The organism is Rhizobium sp. R339 (assembly GCF_002211395.1).
In the GTDB taxonomy this organism is placed as follows: Bacteria; Pseudomonadota; Alphaproteobacteria; order Rhizobiales; family Rhizobiaceae; genus Rhizobium.
This window is the reverse complement of record NZ_LOKV01000001.1, coordinates 47,068-65,068: the sequence shown is the minus strand read 5'-3', so window position 1 is coordinate 65,068 and position 18,001 is coordinate 47,068. Positions and strand designations below refer to the sequence as shown.

General features: G+C 62.0%; 15 protein-coding genes. 4 read left to right on the top strand and 11 right to left on the bottom strand.

The window, feature by feature from the left end:
- Positions 1-113 precede the first annotated feature (113 nt).
- The 6 genes from ATY76_RS00275 to ATY76_RS00255 form a co-directional block, all read right to left on the bottom strand.
- The gene (locus tag ATY76_RS00275; RefSeq protein ID WP_088672800.1) at positions 114-1,904 is read right to left on the bottom strand and encodes a GGDEF domain-containing phosphodiesterase; all 1,791 of its coding nucleotides are present in this window, start codon (positions 1,902-1,904) and stop codon (positions 114-116) included.
- Positions 1,905-2,059: 155 nt separating this feature from the next.
- Positions 2,060-3,844 (bottom strand): IlvD/Edd family dehydratase, encoded by a 1,785-nt coding sequence (locus tag ATY76_RS00270; RefSeq protein WP_088672799.1) that lies wholly within the window; start codon positions 3,842-3,844, stop codon positions 2,060-2,062.
- A complete protein-coding gene (locus tag ATY76_RS33540) occupies positions 3,841-3,996 on the bottom strand; it encodes a hypothetical protein (RefSeq protein WP_190233558.1) in 156 nt (51 codons plus the stop codon). The genes ATY76_RS00270 and ATY76_RS33540 overlap by 4 nt, the downstream gene beginning before the upstream one ends.
- Positions 3,997-4,156: 160 nt before the next feature.
- Complete coding sequence (locus ATY76_RS00265; RefSeq protein WP_088672798.1) at positions 4,157-7,357, bottom strand: multidrug efflux RND transporter permease subunit; 3,201 nt, start codon at positions 7,355-7,357, stop codon at positions 4,157-4,159.
- A gap of 123 nt (positions 7,358-7,480) precedes the next feature.
- Positions 7,481-8,671 carry an efflux RND transporter periplasmic adaptor subunit gene (locus ATY76_RS00260; RefSeq protein ID WP_088672797.1) on the bottom strand — a complete coding sequence of 397 codons (1,191 nt, stop codon included), beginning with the start codon at positions 8,669-8,671 and terminating at the stop codon, positions 7,481-7,483.
- 46 nt (positions 8,672-8,717) lie between these two features.
- A complete protein-coding gene (locus tag ATY76_RS00255) occupies positions 8,718-9,533 on the bottom strand; it encodes an alpha/beta hydrolase fold domain-containing protein (protein ID WP_088672796.1) in 816 nt (271 codons plus the stop codon).
- 164 nt (positions 9,534-9,697) lie between these two features.
- On the opposite strand from ATY76_RS00255, the gene ATY76_RS00250 reads away from it, so the two are divergent.
- The gene (locus ATY76_RS00250) at positions 9,698-10,609 is read left to right on the top strand and encodes a LysR family transcriptional regulator (protein ID WP_088672795.1); all 912 of its coding nucleotides are present in this window, start codon (positions 9,698-9,700) and stop codon (positions 10,607-10,609) included.
- 237 nt (positions 10,610-10,846) lie between these two features.
- Here the strand turns inward: ATY76_RS00250 and ATY76_RS00245 are convergent, their stop codons facing one another.
- A complete protein-coding gene (locus ATY76_RS00245) occupies positions 10,847-11,590 on the bottom strand; it encodes an SDR family oxidoreductase (protein ID WP_088672794.1) in 744 nt (247 codons plus the stop codon).
- A gap of 119 nt (positions 11,591-11,709) precedes the next feature.
- Between ATY76_RS00245 and ATY76_RS00240 the strand changes: the two genes are divergently transcribed.
- The 3 genes from ATY76_RS00240 (at position 11,710) to ATY76_RS00230 (ending at position 13,666) form a co-directional block, all read left to right on the top strand.
- Positions 11,710-12,618: a LysR family transcriptional regulator gene (locus tag ATY76_RS00240; RefSeq protein WP_088672793.1), complete on the top strand. Its 909-nt coding sequence runs from the start codon at positions 11,710-11,712 to the stop codon at positions 12,616-12,618.
- Positions 12,619-12,684: 66 nt separating this feature from the next.
- Positions 12,685-12,999 (top strand): hypothetical protein, encoded by a 315-nt coding sequence (locus tag ATY76_RS00235; RefSeq protein ID WP_088673710.1) that lies wholly within the window; start codon positions 12,685-12,687, stop codon positions 12,997-12,999.
- A gap of 49 nt (positions 13,000-13,048) precedes the next feature.
- Entirely contained in the window at positions 13,049-13,666 is a 618-nt protein-coding gene (locus ATY76_RS00230; protein WP_088672792.1) for a DNA-3-methyladenine glycosylase, read from the top strand.
- Positions 13,667-13,699: 33 nt separating this feature from the next.
- Here ATY76_RS00230 and ATY76_RS00225 read toward each other — a convergent pair whose 3' ends face one another.
- The 4 genes from ATY76_RS00225 to ATY76_RS00210 all read right to left on the bottom strand — a co-directional run bounded on the left by ATY76_RS00225 (position 13,700) and on the right by ATY76_RS00210 (position 17,957).
- Positions 13,700-14,377, bottom strand: coding sequence for a hypothetical protein (locus ATY76_RS00225; protein ID WP_088672791.1), 678 nt, complete (start codon positions 14,375-14,377; stop codon positions 13,700-13,702).
- A gap of 368 nt (positions 14,378-14,745) precedes the next feature.
- Positions 14,746-16,287 (bottom strand): DHA2 family efflux MFS transporter permease subunit, encoded by a 1,542-nt coding sequence (locus tag ATY76_RS00220; protein ID WP_088672790.1) that lies wholly within the window; start codon positions 16,285-16,287, stop codon positions 14,746-14,748.
- Positions 16,280-17,500: an HlyD family secretion protein gene (locus tag ATY76_RS00215; protein WP_088672789.1), complete on the bottom strand. Its 1,221-nt coding sequence runs from the start codon at positions 17,498-17,500 to the stop codon at positions 16,280-16,282. Before ATY76_RS00215 ends, ATY76_RS00220 begins: the two co-directional genes overlap by 8 nt.
- Entirely contained in the window at positions 17,493-17,957 is a 465-nt protein-coding gene (locus ATY76_RS00210) for a MarR family transcriptional regulator (protein ID WP_088672788.1), read from the bottom strand. Before ATY76_RS00210 ends, ATY76_RS00215 begins: the two co-directional genes overlap by 8 nt.
- Between the last annotated feature and the right edge of the window lie 44 nt (positions 17,958-18,001).

Here is an 18,001-nt window from a genome sequence, read left to right as displayed (position 1 = left end):
CCGTTGCAAGCTCAAGAAAATTACTTGCGGACCGTTTGTCTTCCTGTCGATAGGAGCAAAACGCCGCAGCGAAGATATAACGTCCGCCCGCTTTTGAGGGCGAGGAAAGCATCTCAGCCGCCCATCGCCGTCTTTTGCTTTTCGGTCCCGTTCATCATCGATGCAAAAAGCCGGTCCATCTCGGCCGCCGGCGTGGGATAACCGAATGCATAACCCTGCAGGCCGTCGCAACCGAGCTCACCCAGCACGACGGCATGCTCCTCGGTCTCGATGCCCTCGGCGATCACCTCGACATCGAGCGCCTTGGCGATCTCCACGATCGACCCCACCACGCGCCGCTGCTCGGCGGAGCTGACGACCTCCTTGACGAGTTGCCGGTCGATCTTCAGCCGTTTCGGCCGCAGCTTGACGAGACCGATGAGCGAGGCGTGACCCGATCCGAAATCATCGATCTCGATGTCGATGCCCATCTTCTTGATATCGTCGATATGCTCGAGCAGCTTCTCGTCGCTGTCATCGAGGAAAATGGTCTCGATCAGTTCGAAGGCGATGACGCCGGGCGGGATGTCGAGTTTCCTCAGCTTGCCGAGCAGCGCCGGATCGGCAAGGCGAGACGCCGAGATATTGACGGCAATGCGCGGCACCGCGACGCCGCGCAACAGCCAGAACAGCCGGTCTTCGAGAACGCTTTTCAGGATCGCCGCATCGATTTCCGCCGAAAGCCCGTGCTCATCGGCGATCTTCAGGAATACCCCCGGCGCAAGCACGCCCTTCTCGGGATGTTTCCAGCGGGCCAGCGCCTCGAAACCGATCACCTCCCGCGTCCGGGCATCGACCTGCACCTGATAATAGGGAACGATCTCGCCGCGCTCCAGCCCGAGCTTCATCTCCTCGGCAAGGCGGCGCTTGGCACGCAGGTCCTCCTGCAGTTGCCGCGTGAAGAATTCGACGCGATTGCGCCCGAGCTTTTTGGCCTGGTAGAGCGCCAGGTCGGATTCGGCAAGCAGGTTGCGCGCCCGCCGGTCGCCGCTCCAGGACACGCCGATCGACGCGCCGGACTGCAGCATCTGTTCGCCGAAACGGATCTTTTTCCGAAGCCGCCGCTGGAGATCCTCGGTGATCAGCTTCAATTCGGCGAGGTCGGTGAAATTGACCAGCACGATGACGAATTCGTCGCCGCCGACACGCGCCACCATGCCATTGGCGGGAATGGCCGCGGTGATGCGAAGGGCTGCGGCTCTCAGCACCGCATCGCCTGCCCCATGGCCGTGGCTGTCATTGATCTGCTTGAACTGGTCGAGGTCGAGATGCAGCACGCCGAGCGTCGCGATGTTCCGGTCAGCCGGCAGCTCCCCGAGACGCTTGTCGAGCAGGCGCCGGTTCGGCAGGCCGGTGAGGTAATCGTGATCGGCGACATGCTCGATGCGCGCATTGCTTTCCTCGAGCGCCAGCGCCCTCGCCTCGGCGACGATCTTCTGCCGCGCGAGTTCCGCATTAAGCTGCACGTCGGCGGTCACATCCCACTCGGCGCCGATAAAGGAAGGCATGCCCTCCGCATCGACATAAAAATGCGCACGCGACCTCAAATGGCGGATTTCGCCGCCCGGCAGCACGATCCGGAACTGGGAGTTATAGGCGCCCCGCGCCGCGATCGCCTGGTCGAAGTCGCGTTCGGCCCGCTCGCGGTCATCGGGATGGATCGCATTCGACCAGAACCACGCCGGCACATGCCGGCATGTCTCGCCGGTTTCGTAGAGCCGGTGCATCTGCGCATCCCATAAGATCCCGTCCTTCGCGATGCTGTGCTCCCAGACACCGATCTGAGATGCATCGAGGGCGAGTTCGAGACGGCGCAGAAGATCCTGAAACTCTTGTTCGGACCGTGTGGCTTTGTTCTCTGGCAACGCTCTCAGCCTTGGAAGCTTCCTTAATGGCAATATGGTCTCAGCCCGGCATTAAGGAAGCCTTGTCCGGAGGCGCGAACTAGTCACTAGGTGAACCGTTGGTTACGGCTTCCCTTTTTGGATCATAGGGATTGCAGGCCCGCGTCCCTGCCAAATCAGTGATTGTGCCGCGGCGGACTTTTGGCGATCTGGCGGAACTCCGCCGCTCCCTCCAGCACGGCGCCGTCCGACAATTGCGTCACCGAGCGGCGGTAGATCCGCTGCCAGGGCGTCGCATCCGCCGGCACCGGCGGAATGCCGTCGCCCTTGCGCCGCTCGATCTCGGCTTCATCGACCAGCATGTCGCAGCGCCCCTGGTTGAAATCGATGCGGATGACATCGCCGGTACGAAGCCAGGCGAGGCCGCCGCCGGCGGCACTTTCCGGCGAGGCGTTGAGGATGGAAGGGCTGTCGGCCGTGCCGGACTGGCGGCCGTCGCCGATCGTCGGCAGGCTGCGGATGCCGCGCTTCAGCAAATGATCCGGCGGCTGCATGTTGACCACCTCGGCCGAGCCCGGCCAGCCGAGCGGCCCGGCGCCACGGATGACGAGAATGGTGTTCTCGTCGATGCCGAGTTCAGGTTCGTTGATACGCTTGTGATAATCCTCCGACCCGTCGAAGACCACGGCCCTGCCCTCGAAGACGCCTTCCCGCCCGGGTTCCTTGAGATAGCGCTGGCGGAAATCCTCTGAGACGACGCTCATCTTCATGATCGCGAAATCGAAGAGATTGCCCTTGAGGACGAGGAAGCCGGCCCGCTCCTTCAGCGGCTCGCCGAATGGCCGGATGACCTCGCGGTCGCTGGCTTCGCACCCTTCGAGATTCTCGCCCATCGTCCTGCCGGTCACCGTGCGACAGTTGCCGTCAAGCTTTCCGGCCTGCAGCAGTTCCCACATGATCGCCGGGGTGCCGCCGGCGCGATGATAGCGTTCGCCGAGATAGGCGCCCGCCGGCTGGACGTTGGCCAGCAGCGGAATATCGAAGCCATGCACCTGCCAGTCGTCGGGATGAAGTTCGACGCCGGCATGTTTCGCCATGGCGGCCAGATGCGGCTGCGCATTGGTCGAGCCGCCGATCGCCGAATTGGTGCGAATCGCATTGAGGAAAGCCTCACGCGTGAGGATATCGGACGGCTTCAGGTCCTCGAACACGATCTCGACGGCCCGCCGTCCGGTGCGGTAGGCCATCTGGCCGCGCTCGCGGTAGGCAGCCGGAATGGCGCCGCAGCCGGTCAGCGAAAGACCGAGCGCTTCGGCGAGCGCATTCATCGTCGAGGCAGTCCCCATCGTATTACAATGGCCGACGGATGGAGCCGAATCGAGCGCTGCCTGCAGGAACTCTTCCCGATCGATCTCGCCTGCCGCATATTTCCGCCGCATCCGCCAGATCACCGTGCCGGAGCCGACGAGCTCCCCCTCGTGCCAGCCGTCGAGCATCGGCCCGCCCGAGAGCACGATCGCTGGGATATCGACCGTCGAGGCCGCCATGATCGCCGACGGCGTGGTCTTGTCGCAGCCGGTCGTCAGCACCACGCCATCGAGCGGATAGCCGTAAAGGATTTCGACGAGGCCGAGATAGGCAAGATTGCGATCGAGTGCGGCCGTCGGGCGCTTGCAATTCTCGAAGATCGGGTGCGTCGGAAACTCGATCGGAATGCCGCCGGCATCGCGAATGCCGTCGCGCACGCGCTTGGCGAGCTCGACATGGACCCTGTTGCAGGGGGTAAGGTCGCTGCCGCTCTGGGCAATCCCAATGATCGGCTTGCCCGAACGCAGCTCTTCCGGCGTGATCCCGTAATTCATGAAACGCTCGAGATAGAGCGCCGCCATATCGATATGATCGGGATTGTCGAACCAGTCCTGTGAACGCAGGCGCCGCTTCGGCGAATGGCTATTCGTCACTGTCTTCCTCCCGGCCGGGCATTCTTCTCTTCGAGATGGAGGAGAAGCGCGCCGTTAAGCCATTCCGCGCCAACTGCATTTTCTGCCGCAAGAGATTGGGCGTTGCCGGGATATTGATCCCGGACCGTCACCGCCAGGCTCGCACCGATCATTCAGTCCTCCCAACTGCTGAACGTCTTTGATAGTCCCCTCGCCTACCGTTGCAAACCATTTTGATGAACGTAACGCATTTTTATGAGACATGCCAAAAACGATACGGGCGAGAACCGAAGTTCCCGCCCGATTTACTCGACAAAGGAAGGTTGAATTCCGTTATTCCGCGGCGAGCCTGATGACCTCGGCCTCTTCTTCCTTGTGTTCGTCCGGCTTGTGCTGAACGAGCGGGCGATTGCCCGTCATCCGCCGCAGCAGCACGTAGAACACCGGCGTCATGAAGATGCCGAAGAAGGTGACGCCGATCATGCCGGAAAAGACCGCGACACCCATGGCCGCACGCATTTCCGCACCGGCGCCTGTGGAGACAACGAGCGGCACGACGCCCATGATGAAGGCCATGGAGGTCATGAGGATCGGGCGAAGACGCAGGCGGCTGGCTTCGACCGCGGCCTCCCGCGGCGTTCTGCCTTCGAACTCCAGCTCACGGGCGAACTCCACGATCAAGATCGCGTTCTTCGCCGATAGACCGACAAGGACGACGAGGCCGATCTGGGTGAAGATGTTGTTGTCTCCACCGGTGAGCCAGACGCCCGTCAGCGCGGCGAGCACGCCCATCGGCACGATCATGATGATCGCAAGCGGCAGCGTCAGGCTTTCATACTGGGCGGCGAGCACCAGGAAGACAAGCAGCAGCGCCAGCGGGAAGACGACAACGCTCGAATTGCCGGCCAGGATCTGCTGATAGGTCAGATCCGTCCATTCGAAGTCGATGCCGGCAGGCAGGGTCTCACGAAGGATCTTCTCGATTGCCGCCTGCGCCTGACCGGAGGAAAAGCCCGGCGCCGGACCGCCGTTGATATCGGCGGCGAGGAAGCCGTTGTACCGGTTGGCGCGCTCAGGACCGGTGCTCGGCTCCACTTTCAGCAGCGCCGAAAGCGGGATCATCTCACCAGATGCCGAACGAACTTTCAACTGGCCGATATCTTCCGGCTGGGCGCGGAATTTGGCATCGGCCTGCACCCGGACGCTGTAGGTGCGGCCGAAGGCGTTGAAGTCGTTCACATAGAGCGAACCGAGATAGATCTGCAGCGTCTGGAAGACGTCGGTGACGGAAACTCCAAGCTGCTCGGCCTTGGCGCGGTCGAGATCGGCATAGAGCTGCGGCACGTTGATCTGGAAGCTGGAGAACAGCCCGGCGAGCTCAGGCGTCTGGTAGGCCTTGGTGAGCACCGCCTTGGTCGCCTCGTCGAGTGCCTGGTTGCCTAAGCCCGCGCGATCCTCGATCTGCAGCTTGAAACCGCCCGTCGTGCCGAGACCGTTGACCGGCGGCGGCGGGAACATGGCGATGAAGGCGTCCTGGATGACTGCGAATTTCTGGTTCAGCGCCATGGCGATGGCGCCGCCCGAGAGATCAGGCGTCTTGCGCTCCTCGAAGTCCTTCAGCGTCACGAAGACGATGCCGGCATTCGAGGAGTTGGTGAAGCCGTTGATCGACAGGCCGGGGAAGGCGATCGCATTGGCGACGCCCGGCTGGGCGAGCGCGATGTCGGTCATGCGCTTGATGACGTCTTCCGTGCGGTCGAGGCTGGCGGCATCCGGCAGCTGAGCGAAACCGATCAGATACTGCTTGTCCTGGGACGGCACGAAGCCGCCCGGGACGGTGGTGAACATGCTGTAGGTCGCGCCGACCAGAGCCAGGTAGATCACCATGACGATGCTCTTGCGCGACAATAGGCCGCCGACACCCTTGCCGTAGGCATTCGAGCCGGCACCGAAGACGCGGTTGAAGCCGCGGAAGAACCAGCCGAAGATCGCGTCCATGAACCGCGTCAGCCAATCCTTCGGCGCATGATGACCCTTCAGGAGAAGAGCTGCGAGCGCCGGCGACAGGGTCAGCGAGTTGAAGGCCGAGATAACGGTGGAGATCGCGATCGTCAGCGCGAACTGCCGATAGAACTGTCCCGACAGGCCGGAGATGAAGGCGAGCGGCACGAAGACCGCGACGAGCACCAGCGCGATCGCGATGATCGGGCCGGAGACTTCCTTCATTGCCTTGTAGGTCGCGGCCCGTGGCGACAGGCCGTGTTCGATGTTGCGCTCGACGTTTTCGACGACCACGATCGCGTCGTCGACGACGATACCGATCGCGAGCACCAGACCGAACAGGCTGAGCGCGTTGATCGAGAAGCCGAAGACATACATGACTGCGAAGGTACCGATGATCGAGACCGGAACCGCGATCAGCGGAATGATCGAGGCGCGCCATGTCTGCAGGAACAGGATGACGACGAGGACGACGAGCGCGACGGCTTCGAGCAGCGTGTCGATGACCTTCTCGATCGAGGAGCGCACGAATTTCGTCGTATCGTAGACGATCTCGTATTTGACCCCTTCGGGCATGGCGAGCTGCAGCTGGTCCATGGTCGCGCGCACATTGTCGGCGATCTCGATGGCGTTCGAACCAGGCGCCTGAAGCACGGCAACGGCAACGGCCGGCTTGCCGTCGAGCAGCGAACGCAGCGTGTAATCGGCGGCGCCGAGTTCGATGCGGGCGACGTCGCGAAGGCGGGTGATCTCGCCATTGGCGCCCGTCTTGACGATGATGTTGCCGAATTCCTCGGGTGTGCGCAGACGTCCTTGTGCATTGACGTTGAGCTGCAGGTCGACGCCCGGCTGGCTCGGCGACGCGCCGATGATGCCGGCTGCCGCCTGGACGTTCTGCGAGCTGATCGCGTTGCTGATGTCGCTTGCGGCGAGATCGTGCTCGGCGGCCTTCTGCGGATCGATCCACACGCGCATCGAATAATCGCCGGCGCCGAAGACCTGCACCTGGCCGACGCCGGCGATGCGGGCGAGCCGGTCCTTGACGTTCAGAGTCGCGTAGTTGCGGAGATAGGTGATGTCGTGGCTGCTCCCGTCGGAGACGAGGTTGACGACCATGATGAAGTCGGGCGAACTCTTGACCGTCGTGATGCCAAGTGCGCGCACTTCCGCCGGCAGGCGCGGTTCGGCCTGGCTGACGCGGTTCTGCACGAGCTGCTGCGCCTTGTCGGGGTCGGTGCCGAGCTTGAAGGTGACGGTGACGTTGAGCACGCCGTCCGACGTCGCCTGGCTCGACATGTAGAGCATGCCCTCGACGCCGTTGATCTGCTCTTCGAGCGGTGTTGCCACGGTTTCGGCAATGACGCTCGGGTTGGCGCCGGGATAGGTGGCGCGCACGACGACCGACGGCGGCACGACTTCGGGATATTCGGAAATCGGCAGCGCGCGCAGGCCGATCAGGCCGGCAACCACGATGAGGACCGAAAGAACGCCGGCAAAGACCGGCCGGTCGACAAAGAATCTGGAGATGTTCATATCAAAGCCCTCTCCGGGGTGAACATGGATGCAAAGTCCCTCGCCAGCGGTTTGGAAGCCGCCGGTAGGTCGTATTATTTCGGGTATTAGCCCTCTCCCCGATGGGAAAGGGCATCCAGGCCGTTACTGCGCGGTCGCGACCTTCTCTTCCATCTGCGGGATGACGACGGCGCCCGGACGAATGCGCTGCAGGCCGTTGACGACGATCTTCTCGCCGGCGGTCAGGCCGCTTTCGACCACCCGCTGGCCATCGGACAGCATGCCGAGCTGGACCTGGCGGTAGGCGACCTTGTTTTCGCCATCGACGACGAAGACGAACTTCTTGTCCTGGTCCGTGCCGACCGCGCGATCGCTGATGACGATCTTGTTCTCGGCCTTCGGCTGGCCCATGCGCACGCGCACGAACTGGCCGGGGATGAGGCGCCCGCCCGGATTGTCGAAGACGGCGCGTACGCTGATCGTGCCGCTCGATGCATCGACCTCGTTGTCGATCAGTTGCAGCTTGCCCTTGATGGGGGTGCCATCATCGGCGAGCGTACCGACCTCGACGGGGATCTGCTCGACGGGAGGCAGAGCGCCGTGGGTCTGCGGCAGTTGGGCGAGCGCGCGCGTCACCATCTCTTCGCTGGCGTTGAAGCTCGCATAGATCGGATCGACCGAAACGAGCGTCGTCAGCGCCGGCGACGCCGAACCGGCCGCAACCAGGTTGCCTGTCGTCACCTCGATCTTGCCGATGCGGCCCGAGACCGGCGCCCGCACCTGCGTATAATCGAGATTGAGCTGGGCCGACTGCAATGCGGCCTGCGCCGAACGCAGCCCGGCCTGAGCCTCGGCCAGCGCGCTCTGGCGCTGATCGAGATCGCTCTGGGAGATGGTGCGGTTGTCGGAAAGCCTGCGGCCGCGGTCGAGCTCGGTCTGTGCCAGGCTGACCTTGGCTTCGGCCGAAGCGACCTGGCCCTGGGCCTGCGCCACGCTCGCCTGATAGGGAGCCGGGTCGATGGTGAAGAGCAGGTCGCCCTGCTTCACCAGCGCGCCCTCACGGAAAGCCACCGAGAGGATCGCGCCTTCGACGCGAGGACGGACCTGGACACGGTCGACCGCTTCGAGACGGCCGGAGAAACTCTCCCAGGCCGTCACGTCGCGCGCCGCGACGACGGCAACCGTCACCGGCACGGCGGGGGGCTGCGCCGGCTCGGACGCGGCCGTGGCGGTCCGGCTCATCGGCAGCTCGAAAAACAATGCAGCGCCTGAAACCGACGCAATAAGGCCTATGCCGGCGCCCACCAGGGCCCAGCGTTTACTTCTGGACGTCATCAGTACTCTCCTTGCGGCCCCAGGCCGCCGAAATATCAGATCTTCTTCAATGCAATTGCGGTTGGACGCTCACGTCCTGAAGGAAGCTTCCGAAATGACGGCTGACGTGTTCCTGCCAGTCCGGCGCTTCCCCGGATTTCCCACCATAAATCGAGGGCCAGCCCGTCCCGGCGGGAAGAACATGCTGGCGCACACCGACGCCGGCCTGTTTCAGGCGGGCACCGTAACCAAGTGTTTCGTCGTGCAGAGGATCGTCCTCCGCGGTGAAGATCAGCGCCGGCGCGACGCCTGAAAGACGCGAACAGAGACAGGGCGCCGCATAAGGATGGCAGCCGCCACCGCTCAGGTAATGGCTCCAGCCCTCCGTCCAGCGCTGACGCATGCCGACCGCTTCGGCCTTGCGGATCGAGGACGTGCCCATGAAGGGATCGAGCAGCGGCGAAATCAACACCTGGCCGTCGAGCGCATCCGGCATCTGGTCGCGCGCCTTGAGCGCCACGCCGGCGGCGACATTGCCACCCGCCTCTTCGCCGGCGACGAAGAGCAGCGACTTCCGGTCGCCGAGACCGGCGGCGCGCTTGTTGGCGAGGTAGGTGAAAACGGAGAAGGAAACTTCCAGCGCCTTCGGAAACAGGTTGCCGGACAGGCTGCTGTAGTCGACGGCGGCGACGATGGCGCCAGCCTTGGCGAGGCTCATCGCCACCGGCCTGTCGACATTCGTTTCGCTGTCGAGAAACGCGCCGCCATGCAGGTAAAGCACGATCGGCGGACCCTTGCCGTAATCGGCGCCCTGGTAGACACGCGCGGATACGGGGCCGATGGCCACCTTATCCAGCATCATATCTTTCCATTCCACCGTCATCGGTCGATCTCTTTTGCGGGCAGTCACAAGCGGACAACGCCTGCCGCTTGCATTTTGCACAAAAAAGATATTGTTATTCAGAACAGGGAATAAGAAGCGATATCGCGATTACACTGTTCCAATTCTCGAATAATGGTGCAACGCAAACTGCGGATTTGAAACCGATGGATCAGCTTTCGGCAATGCGCGTCTTCATCCGCGTGGTGGAGACGGGCAATTTCACCCGCGCCGCCGACATGCTCGCCATGCCCAAGGCGACGGTGACCAATCTCATCCAAGGCCTGGAAGCGCATCTGCGCACCAAGCTTCTGAACCGCACCACCCGCCGGGTCATGGTGACCACGGACGGTGCACTGTACTATGAACGTGCCGCCCAGATCATCTCCGAGCTGGAAGAACTCGACGGCAGCCTGTCCAACTCGCAGAGCCTGCCGAGCGGACGGTTGCGCGTCGAAATGAGCGGCGCCTTCGCCGATGCGATTGTCGTTCCGGCATTGTGCGATTTCTATCAGCGCTATCCCGATATCCGCCTGGATGTCGGCGTCAGCGACCGCACCGTCGATTATCTCGCGGAAAACGTCGACTGCGCGTTGCGGGCCGGCACACCGACCGATCAATCGCTGATCGCGCGGCGGGTTTCGGAGATGGAAATGATCACCTGCGCAGCGCCGCTTTATATCCAGAAATTCGGCATGCCCGAGCGGCCGGAGGATCTGGAGGCGACGCACTACTCCGTCAATTATTTCCGCGCCCAGAACAACCGGACGCTGCCCTTCGAATTCCGCAAGGGCAATGAAATGGTCGAGACCACGCCGCGCTACATCGCTTCGGTCAACGACAGCCGCACCTATCTGACGGCGGCGCTGACGGGGCTCGGCGTTGCCCAGATACCGACCTTCATGGCGCGCGAGCCGATGGCACGGGGCGAACTTTTGCGCGTGCTGCCGGAATGGCGCCGCGATGCGATCCCGCTCTACGTGGTCTATCCGCCGAACCGCCACCTCAGCAACAAGGTCCGCGTCTTCGTCGATTGGCTGGTGAAACTGCTGGTCGAGGCGAAGCTGAACGACCTCTGAGCGTCACAATCAAAACAGGTACGGCCCGGAAGGCAGGGGAAACCTTCGACGGGCCGCAATTCTTTGAACATCGTGCCTGTCGCACCGTAGGGAGGGTGCGGCAGGCGCTGGAGGTTCGCAAGGAAGCGGAAGGGACTCCACTCATTCGCGATAAATGAGTTATAGGCACTCTCCGAAAGATTGTAAGAGGGCAAGGCCGCGAGTTCCGTTCACATATTTGCGATGACGGTGCCCTCGTCAGATCATCCCGCCATTGGCGCGCAGTGTCTGACCGTTGATCCAGCCGCCGTCGGGACCGGCGAGAAAGGCGACCGCAGCCGCGATGTCTTCAGGCGTGCCGAGGCGCTCCAGCGGGTTCATCCTGGCCATGCGGGCGATGAGGTCCTCCGACTTGCCGTTGAGGAAAAGCTCAGTGGCCACAGGGCCTGGAGCGATGGCGTTGACGGTGATGTCGCGGCCGCGCATCTCCTTGGCCATGATCGCGGTCAGCGTCTCGACGGCGGCCTTGGTGGCGGCGTAGACGCCATAGGTTTCGAGCTTCAGCCCAACCACTGAGGTTGAGAAATTGATGATCCGGCCGCCGTCGCGCAGGCGCTTGGCGGCTTCCCGCAGCGTATTGAAGGTGCCCTTGAGATTGACGCCGATCTGGCGGTCGAAATTTTCGTCCTCCGCCTCGGCGAGCGGGGAGAGCATCATGATGCCGGCATTGTTGACGAGCACATCGATGCCGCCGAAAGCAGCTTCCGCAGCATCGAACATGCGGCGGACGGCTTGCGCCTCGCTGACATCGGCCTTCGCCGTCAGCGCCTCGCCGCCGGCCTGCTCGATCTCCCGGGCCAGTTCTTCGGCCGGCGCGGCATTGCCGGAATAGTTGATGACGACGGTGAAACCGTCCTTGGCAAGACGTTTGGCGACCTCGGCACCGATGCCGCGGGAAGCGCCCGTGACCAGTGCGACCTTGCGATTGTCGTTCGAAGCCATTGTTCTTCTCCTTCATGTGCGCCTCAGCGCGTTTTCGATGAAGAGAAGATGCGCCTTTTCTTGTGACGGATAATCGGGCAATCTTCGACATCACCATCCGGGAATGGCGAACAAATTACATGGACAGGTTCGACGCCATGCGTGTCTTCTGCCGCGTCGTGGAAAGGCGCAGCTTCACTCACGCCGCGCAAGACAGCGGCCTGCCGCGCTCGACCGTCACCGATGCGGTGAAGCAGCTCGAAGCCCGCCTTGGCGTTCGCCTGCTCCAACGCACCACGCGGCATGTCAGCCCGACGCTCGATGGCGAGGCCTATTATCAGCGCTGCCTGTCGATCCTCGCCGACATCGAGGATGCGGAAGGCGCTTTCGCCGGCACCAAACCGAAGGGCCTGCTGCGCGTCGACGTGCACGGCACGCTCGCCCGCCATTTCGTGCTGCCGAGCCTGCCGTCCTTTCTCCAAACCTATCCGGAGATCGAATTTTACATGAGCGAGGGCGACCGGCTGGTCGATCTGGTGCGCGAAGGCATCGATTGCGTGCTGCGCGTCGGCATGCCTGCGGATAGCGACATGGTCGCCCGCCGCGTCGCGATGCTGGATGAGATTACGCTTGCCTCTCCCGCCTATATCGCCGCCCATGGGCTGCCGCAGCATCCGGATCGGCTGGCCGGCCATCGCATGGTCGGTTTCCGTTCCAGCGCCACCGGCAGTCTGCTGCCGCTCGAATTCATCGTCGAAGGCACCGTGCGTGAAATCATCATCCCCGCAGCCGTCGCCGTCAATGCCGCCGAAAGCTATGTTTCGGCGGCGAGGCTGGGCCTCGGCCTGATTCAGATCCCGCGCTACCACGCCGAAAAGGACTTAGCAGAGGGAACGCTGGTCCATGTGCTGGAGGATTTCCCCCTGACGCCGACCCCGGTCTCGCTGCTCTATCCCCGCAACCGACAGCTTTCGCCGCGCGTGCGCGTCTTCATCGACTGGCTGGTGAAGGTCTTCGCTCGACAAAATTCCGAAAACGCGCTTCAGTAAATCGAGCCTTGCTAATATGAGCGCTGCGGCGCCGCGCGTCCTTGTGAGGCGCAGGAGGGGATGGCCATGGCACTCAACGATATCACCGTCTACCAGACGGAAGACGGCTTCGTCGTCGAATTCGGCGGCGAAGGCGAGGACAGCATTGCCGTGACGCTGCGAAGCACGCCGGAGCTGACCTCCAAAAACGCCGTCTCGCGCGCCAAGGCCCTGCTGGCGGTGGCCATTGAACCGGCCCACAGAGACAGCGCGCGCCGCAAGGACCCCGCCTTGCTCGAAGAGGAGCTTGAGGAGGGTCTGGAAGATTCCTTCCCGGCGAGCGACCCGGTCTCCGTCACCGTCTCCTCGATCCCGATGCGCGACCCGAATGCCGGCCGGTGAAACCTGCCTGCCGCGTCCGAAGGTTTAGGGATGACGTCAGGCGCGCCGGATGGTATCTGCCTCGACCATGACCGATGGTGGAATGACAACAAGCGCGATCGGCGCCGGCACGCTTGCCGGCGAAAGCCTCAGGGCGTTTTTCGAAAGAGACGCGATCGCTGTCGCCCGCGATCTGCTCGGCTGCCACCTGACTGTCAACGGCGCCGGCGGCCGCATCACCGAGACGGAAGCCTATTTCCCCGATGACGAGGCCTCGCACAGTTTTCGCGGGCCTACCAGGCGCAACGGCGCCATGTTCGGCAGACCGGGCAATGTCTATATCTACCGCATCTACGGCATGTACTGGTGCCTGAATTTCGTCTGTCATCCGGGCTCGGCCGTGCTGATCCGGGCGCTTGAGCCTGAAACAGGGATCCCCGCCATGATGGAGCGCCGGGGCACCGATATGCTGACGGCGCTCTGCAGCGGTCCCGGCAAGCTCTGCCAAGCGCTCGGCATCGATATCGACATCAACGACAGACTGCTCGACCGCCCGCCTTATGCGCTCACGCCATCCGCGCCGGTGCCTGTCGTTTCGGGAAAGCGCATCGGCATCACTAGAAATGCCGAAGCACCTTGGCGCTTTGGCATTCAGGGATCGCGTTATCTCAGCAAGCCGTTTCGCTAAGGCAATTCCACGGCCTAATGTAACAAAGAATAATCATTCGCTGTCATCTGCGGGTATAGCTTGGTGCACATCTGTAATCATATAGCCTTTTGGCTCATTTCCGAGGTATTGCACATGCACATCAACGACGAACGTGCTCGTTAGCGGATTAATGTCACGAGTAATGTGCCCCTTGATATCGTGAAAGCTCTTGCGGAAATAAACGGGCAAGGCCTTCTCCGAGATTGACGGAATAATCCCCCTATCTCCGGTGCGGCCGCTTTCTTTGCCAGGATGTCGGTTGGCTTGATCCATAAACAGCATAACTTCGCGCTTTATCTGCTCGCTCGGCGGAGACAATGTCACCATTTCGGCCGGAGCTTCAATCATGATAGGGCCGTCTATAAGCCTCTCTATGTTGATGGCGGCACGGTTTAATTCAGGTTCCGCAAAACTATATTCGACCACGACTGTTTTATGTCCATCAGTCTTTTTATAGCGCGCGTGCTTTATGCCAAGAGACGAGCCGACCTTACCAAGAAGAGGCTTGGTAAACTCTCGAATATCTTTTGCATCACCGATTGATGGCGGGTCTACCGGAGGGGCAACGTCGGCAGGCGATGAGAATGCCTTGATTCCACGCGAAAGCCTGTTAGCAAAATCCGCTACAACTACCGTGTTGTCCATTATAGTCAGCACACCCATCATGGTAATATAGGGAGCAATCTCCATGAGGATGGAGCCAGTTTCCAACTTGGTTATATGGAGTTTTGGCCCCGTTTCGCCGCTTTGCCGGTAATGGCGTTCATAGATCCGCGCCAAAGCGGCAAAACTATTGGAGAGGTCACCGAGCTCGATCGGATCCCCGGATATAGCTCAATAACAATTCTATCCCCTTCAGGCCTTGATGAAGATTCTGCCACCGCTGAAGCCTTATGTCCCTCGATTCAACGGCTTCCATGCGTGCAGCAAAAAGCTAGCCGTGAACTTCCCCTCGACAACCTATTCCGCACATTCACTTCATTTCAGTCAACTCTTATTTGTGTCGACCTTGTGATAAGCCCGGCATAGGCGATCTAAAGTTTCGCAAAATCCGGAGCTTATTCCATGACGGCGCTGTGATCGACGGCAGGCGCCGCCTTCGGCTTGCGCAGCAGAAGCACCAGCGGGATGACCGCGAGCGACATCAGCATCAACAGCTTGAAATCGTCCATATAGGCGATGATCGTCGATTGCAGCGTGATGATCTCGTTGAGCGAGGCGCGTCCGGCCGCCGTCACGGGACTGAGCCCCTGCGCTGCCACCGCGTTGAAGGCGTGGTTGAACGGCGTCACATAGGCGGCAATCGATTCGTGATTGCTCTGCGTATTCTCGACGATCAGCGCCGAGACGATCGAGATGCCGACCGACGAGCCGATATTGCGCGACAGGTTGTAGAGGCCGGTACCGTCGCCGCGCATATGGGCGGGTAGCGTGGCGAAGGCGATCGTCGTCAGCGGCACGAAGAGGAAACCGAGACCGGCGCCCTGGATGAAACCGACCGAGACGATCGTCCATTGCGAGACGTCGGGCGTCCAGCCGGTCATGTCGTACATCGCCCAGGCGGTGAGTCCGAGCCCCAGCACCAGCAGCCAGCGCGTATCGACCTTGCCGATCAGCCGCCCGACGATGAACATGCACAGCATGGTGCCGAGGCCGCGCGGACCCATGACGATACCGGCGGTGATGACCGGATAGCCCATCAGCGTCTGCAGATAGGGCGTCATCAGCGCCAGCGAGGCGAGATAGGTGATGCCGATCACGAAGATGAAGATCATGCTGATCGAGAAGTTCTGGTCGAGAAACAGCTTCGGATTGACGAAGGATTTCTCCGCCGTCAGCGTATGCACCAGAAGCAGATAGAAGGCGGCGGCGCAGATGATCGCTTCGAGCATGATCTCGCCTGATGAGAACCAGTCGAGCTGCTCGCCCCTGTCCAGGAAGAGCTGCAGCGAGGCGATGAACAGGCTCATCATGCCGAAACCGAACCAGTCGAGCTTGGCGAGCGCATCCCTCTTCGTTTCCGAGACGAAGATGACGATGCCGGCGAAGGCGAGCGCCCCGATCGGCACGTTGATGTAGAACACCCAGCGCCAACTGATATTGTCGGTCAGCCAGCCGCCGATGACGGGCCCGAGGACCGGCCCGACCATGACCGAGACGCCGAAGAGGGCCATGGCCGAGCCGCGCTCCTCGACCGTATAGATGTCGAGGAGGATGCCTTGGGAAAGCGGCACCAGCGATGCGCCGAACAGGCCCTGCAACAGGCGGAAGGCGACGATCTGGTTCAGCGACTGCGCAAGCCCGCAGAGCACCGAAGCGCCGACGAAGCCGGCAATGGCGACGAGCAGCACCCGCTTGCGGCCGAACTTGGCGGCGAGGAAACCGGAGGGCGGGGTCATGATCGCCGCCGCGACGATATAGGAGGTCAGCACCCAGTTGATCTGGTCGGCGGAGGCCGACACGCTGCCCTGAATATAAGGCAGCGCCACGTTGGCGATCGTCGTATCTAGCGCCTGCATGATGACAGCGAGAATGACGCAGGCGGTGATCGCGCCGCGATTGGCAACAGGGGTTGCCGGAGATGCGGAAGCGTTACTCATGGTCCTTGCCCTGAGACCGGCCCAGAAGCGTGTTGACGAAGTCAGGCAGGCCTCTGATATGGCCGGTTTCGACATCGACCACCGTGCTCATGCCGACGCGAAGCGGCGGCCTGCCGTCGGTATCCTCGATGCTGACGCGCATCGGAATGCGCTGCACGACCTTCACCCAATTGCCGGTGGTGTTCTGGGCCGGCAGCAGCGAGAAGCTGGAGCCGGAAGCCGGGCTGATGCTCTCGACCTTGCCCTTCCACGTCACGCCGGGATAGGTATCGACATAGATCTCCGCCGTCTGGCCTGGTTTGACGTAGGTCAGCTCGGTTTCTTTCGGGCTGGCGGCGATCCACAGATGGTCGGTGGCGACGAGCGAGAACGCCTGCTGCGAGGCCTGCAGGTAGGAGCCCACCTGCAAGGCGTTGACATTGGTGACGATGCCGTCGAACGGCGCCTTGACGACGCTGTGGTCAAGCTCGCGCTGCGCATTGTCGACCTGTGACTTCGCCTGCAGATAGAGCGGGTTTTCCTCGACCAGCTGGTCTGCCGAGCCGCCGAGTTGGGCCAGCGTCGTTGCCGCTTCCGCCTTGGCGACGGCAACCTTCTGCCGCGCGGCCTCGAGATTGTGCTTGGCCTCGTCATAGGCGGATTGCGTCGCGCTGCCGTTGTTGACCAGACTCTGCTGCCGGTCGAACTGATCCTGATAATAGGGCAGATCGGCTTGCGCCTGGGTGATCTCGGCGAGCGACTGCTGATAGCTCGCCTTGAGGTTCATGATCTGGTTGCGCTGCGCGCCGAGCTGCGCCTTGGCGCCGTCGAGCGCGATCTTGAAGGAATCCGATTTCAGGCTGAAGAGCACCTGCCCCGCCTTGACCGCCTCGTTCTCATGCACATTGATCGCGTCGACGATGCCCGAGACGTCGGTGGTGACCCCGACCATATCGGACTGGATATAGGCGTTGTCGGTCGACATCACCTGGCCGCCATTGACGTAGTAATAACCGCCGATGACTAGCGCCACCGGCAGCAGGGCGAAAAGAACGGGCCGCGTGAGACTGCGCCGGCGGCGGACCTTGTTGCCGCCAGGCGCAGCCACGGCGGCAGCCGGCGCTGAATTGGATGAAGGCGCTTCGGCTACCGTTTCCTGCTGTTTGATTTGGATTTCTTCAGATGTCTTGGCATTGGCGTCGGCAACGACGCGGAGGTTGGGTTGATCAGCCATCGTTCATCTCATTCTCTTCAACCGGTGTTCGGCAAGCCTGCACCAGGTTCGTCTTCATTGCGGATAGGATCTGGTAGAGCTGCTCGCGCTGCTCGGCCGAAACACCGTCCAGCGCCTCGGCGCGGGTCACATCGCCGAGCTCGCGCATTTCGGCGAGCAGCGGATGCGCCTCCTCGCGCATGTAGAGCAGCCAGACGCGCCGGTCGGTCGGGTGCTGACGGCGCTCGATCAGCCCGCGTTCGGCGAGCTTGTCGAGGATGCGCACCAGCGTGATCGGCTCGATTTCGAGGATTTCGGCCAAACCGCTCTGATGGATGCCCTCATTGTTCGAGAGATAGGCAAGCGTCTGCCATTGCGACCGCGTTAGCCCGAGGCACTTCGCGCGTTGCTCGAACCGCTTGCGCAGCAGCCGTGCGACATCGTGGAGAAGGAAACCGAGTGTGGGCGTGGCGTTCATGTGGACCTTTGCCGGCTATTTATAAGCATACTTATGATATGGGT

What these genes read in the sequence shown, in the direction of transcription:
- ATY76_RS33540 (WP_190233558.1), bottom strand. Translation starts at nt 3,996, where the DNA reads ATGATCGGTGCGAGCCTGGCGGTGACGGTCCGGGATCAATATCCCGGC.
- ATY76_RS00265 (WP_088672798.1), bottom strand. Translation starts at nt 7,357, where the DNA reads ATGAACATCTCCAGATTCTTTGTCGACCGGCCGGTCTTTGCCGGCGTT.
- ATY76_RS00260 (WP_088672797.1), bottom strand. Translation starts at nt 8,671, where the DNA reads ATGACGTCCAGAAGTAAACGCTGGGCCCTGGTGGGCGCCGGCATAGGC.
- ATY76_RS00255 (WP_088672796.1), bottom strand. Translation starts at nt 9,533, where the DNA reads ATGACGGTGGAATGGAAAGATATGATGCTGGATAAGGTGGCCATCGGC.
- ATY76_RS00250 (WP_088672795.1), top strand. Translation starts at nt 9,698, where the DNA reads ATGGATCAGCTTTCGGCAATGCGCGTCTTCATCCGCGTGGTGGAGACG.
- ATY76_RS00245 (WP_088672794.1), bottom strand. Translation starts at nt 11,590, where the DNA reads ATGGCTTCGAACGACAATCGCAAGGTCGCACTGGTCACGGGCGCTTCC.
- ATY76_RS00240 (WP_088672793.1), top strand. Translation starts at nt 11,710, where the DNA reads ATGGACAGGTTCGACGCCATGCGTGTCTTCTGCCGCGTCGTGGAAAGG.
- ATY76_RS00235 (WP_088673710.1), top strand. Translation starts at nt 12,685, where the DNA reads ATGGCACTCAACGATATCACCGTCTACCAGACGGAAGACGGCTTCGTC.
- ATY76_RS00230 (WP_088672792.1), top strand. Translation starts at nt 13,049, where the DNA reads ATGGTATCTGCCTCGACCATGACCGATGGTGGAATGACAACAAGCGCG.
- ATY76_RS00225 (WP_088672791.1), bottom strand. Translation starts at nt 14,377, where the DNA reads ATGGAGATTGCTCCCTATATTACCATGATGGGTGTGCTGACTATAATG.
- ATY76_RS00220 (WP_088672790.1), bottom strand. Translation starts at nt 16,287, where the DNA reads ATGAGTAACGCTTCCGCATCTCCGGCAACCCCTGTTGCCAATCGCGGC.
- ATY76_RS00215 (WP_088672789.1), bottom strand. Translation starts at nt 17,500, where the DNA reads ATGGCTGATCAACCCAACCTCCGCGTCGTTGCCGACGCCAATGCCAAG.
- ATY76_RS00210 (WP_088672788.1), bottom strand. Translation starts at nt 17,957, where the DNA reads ATGAACGCCACGCCCACACTCGGTTTCCTTCTCCACGATGTCGCACGG.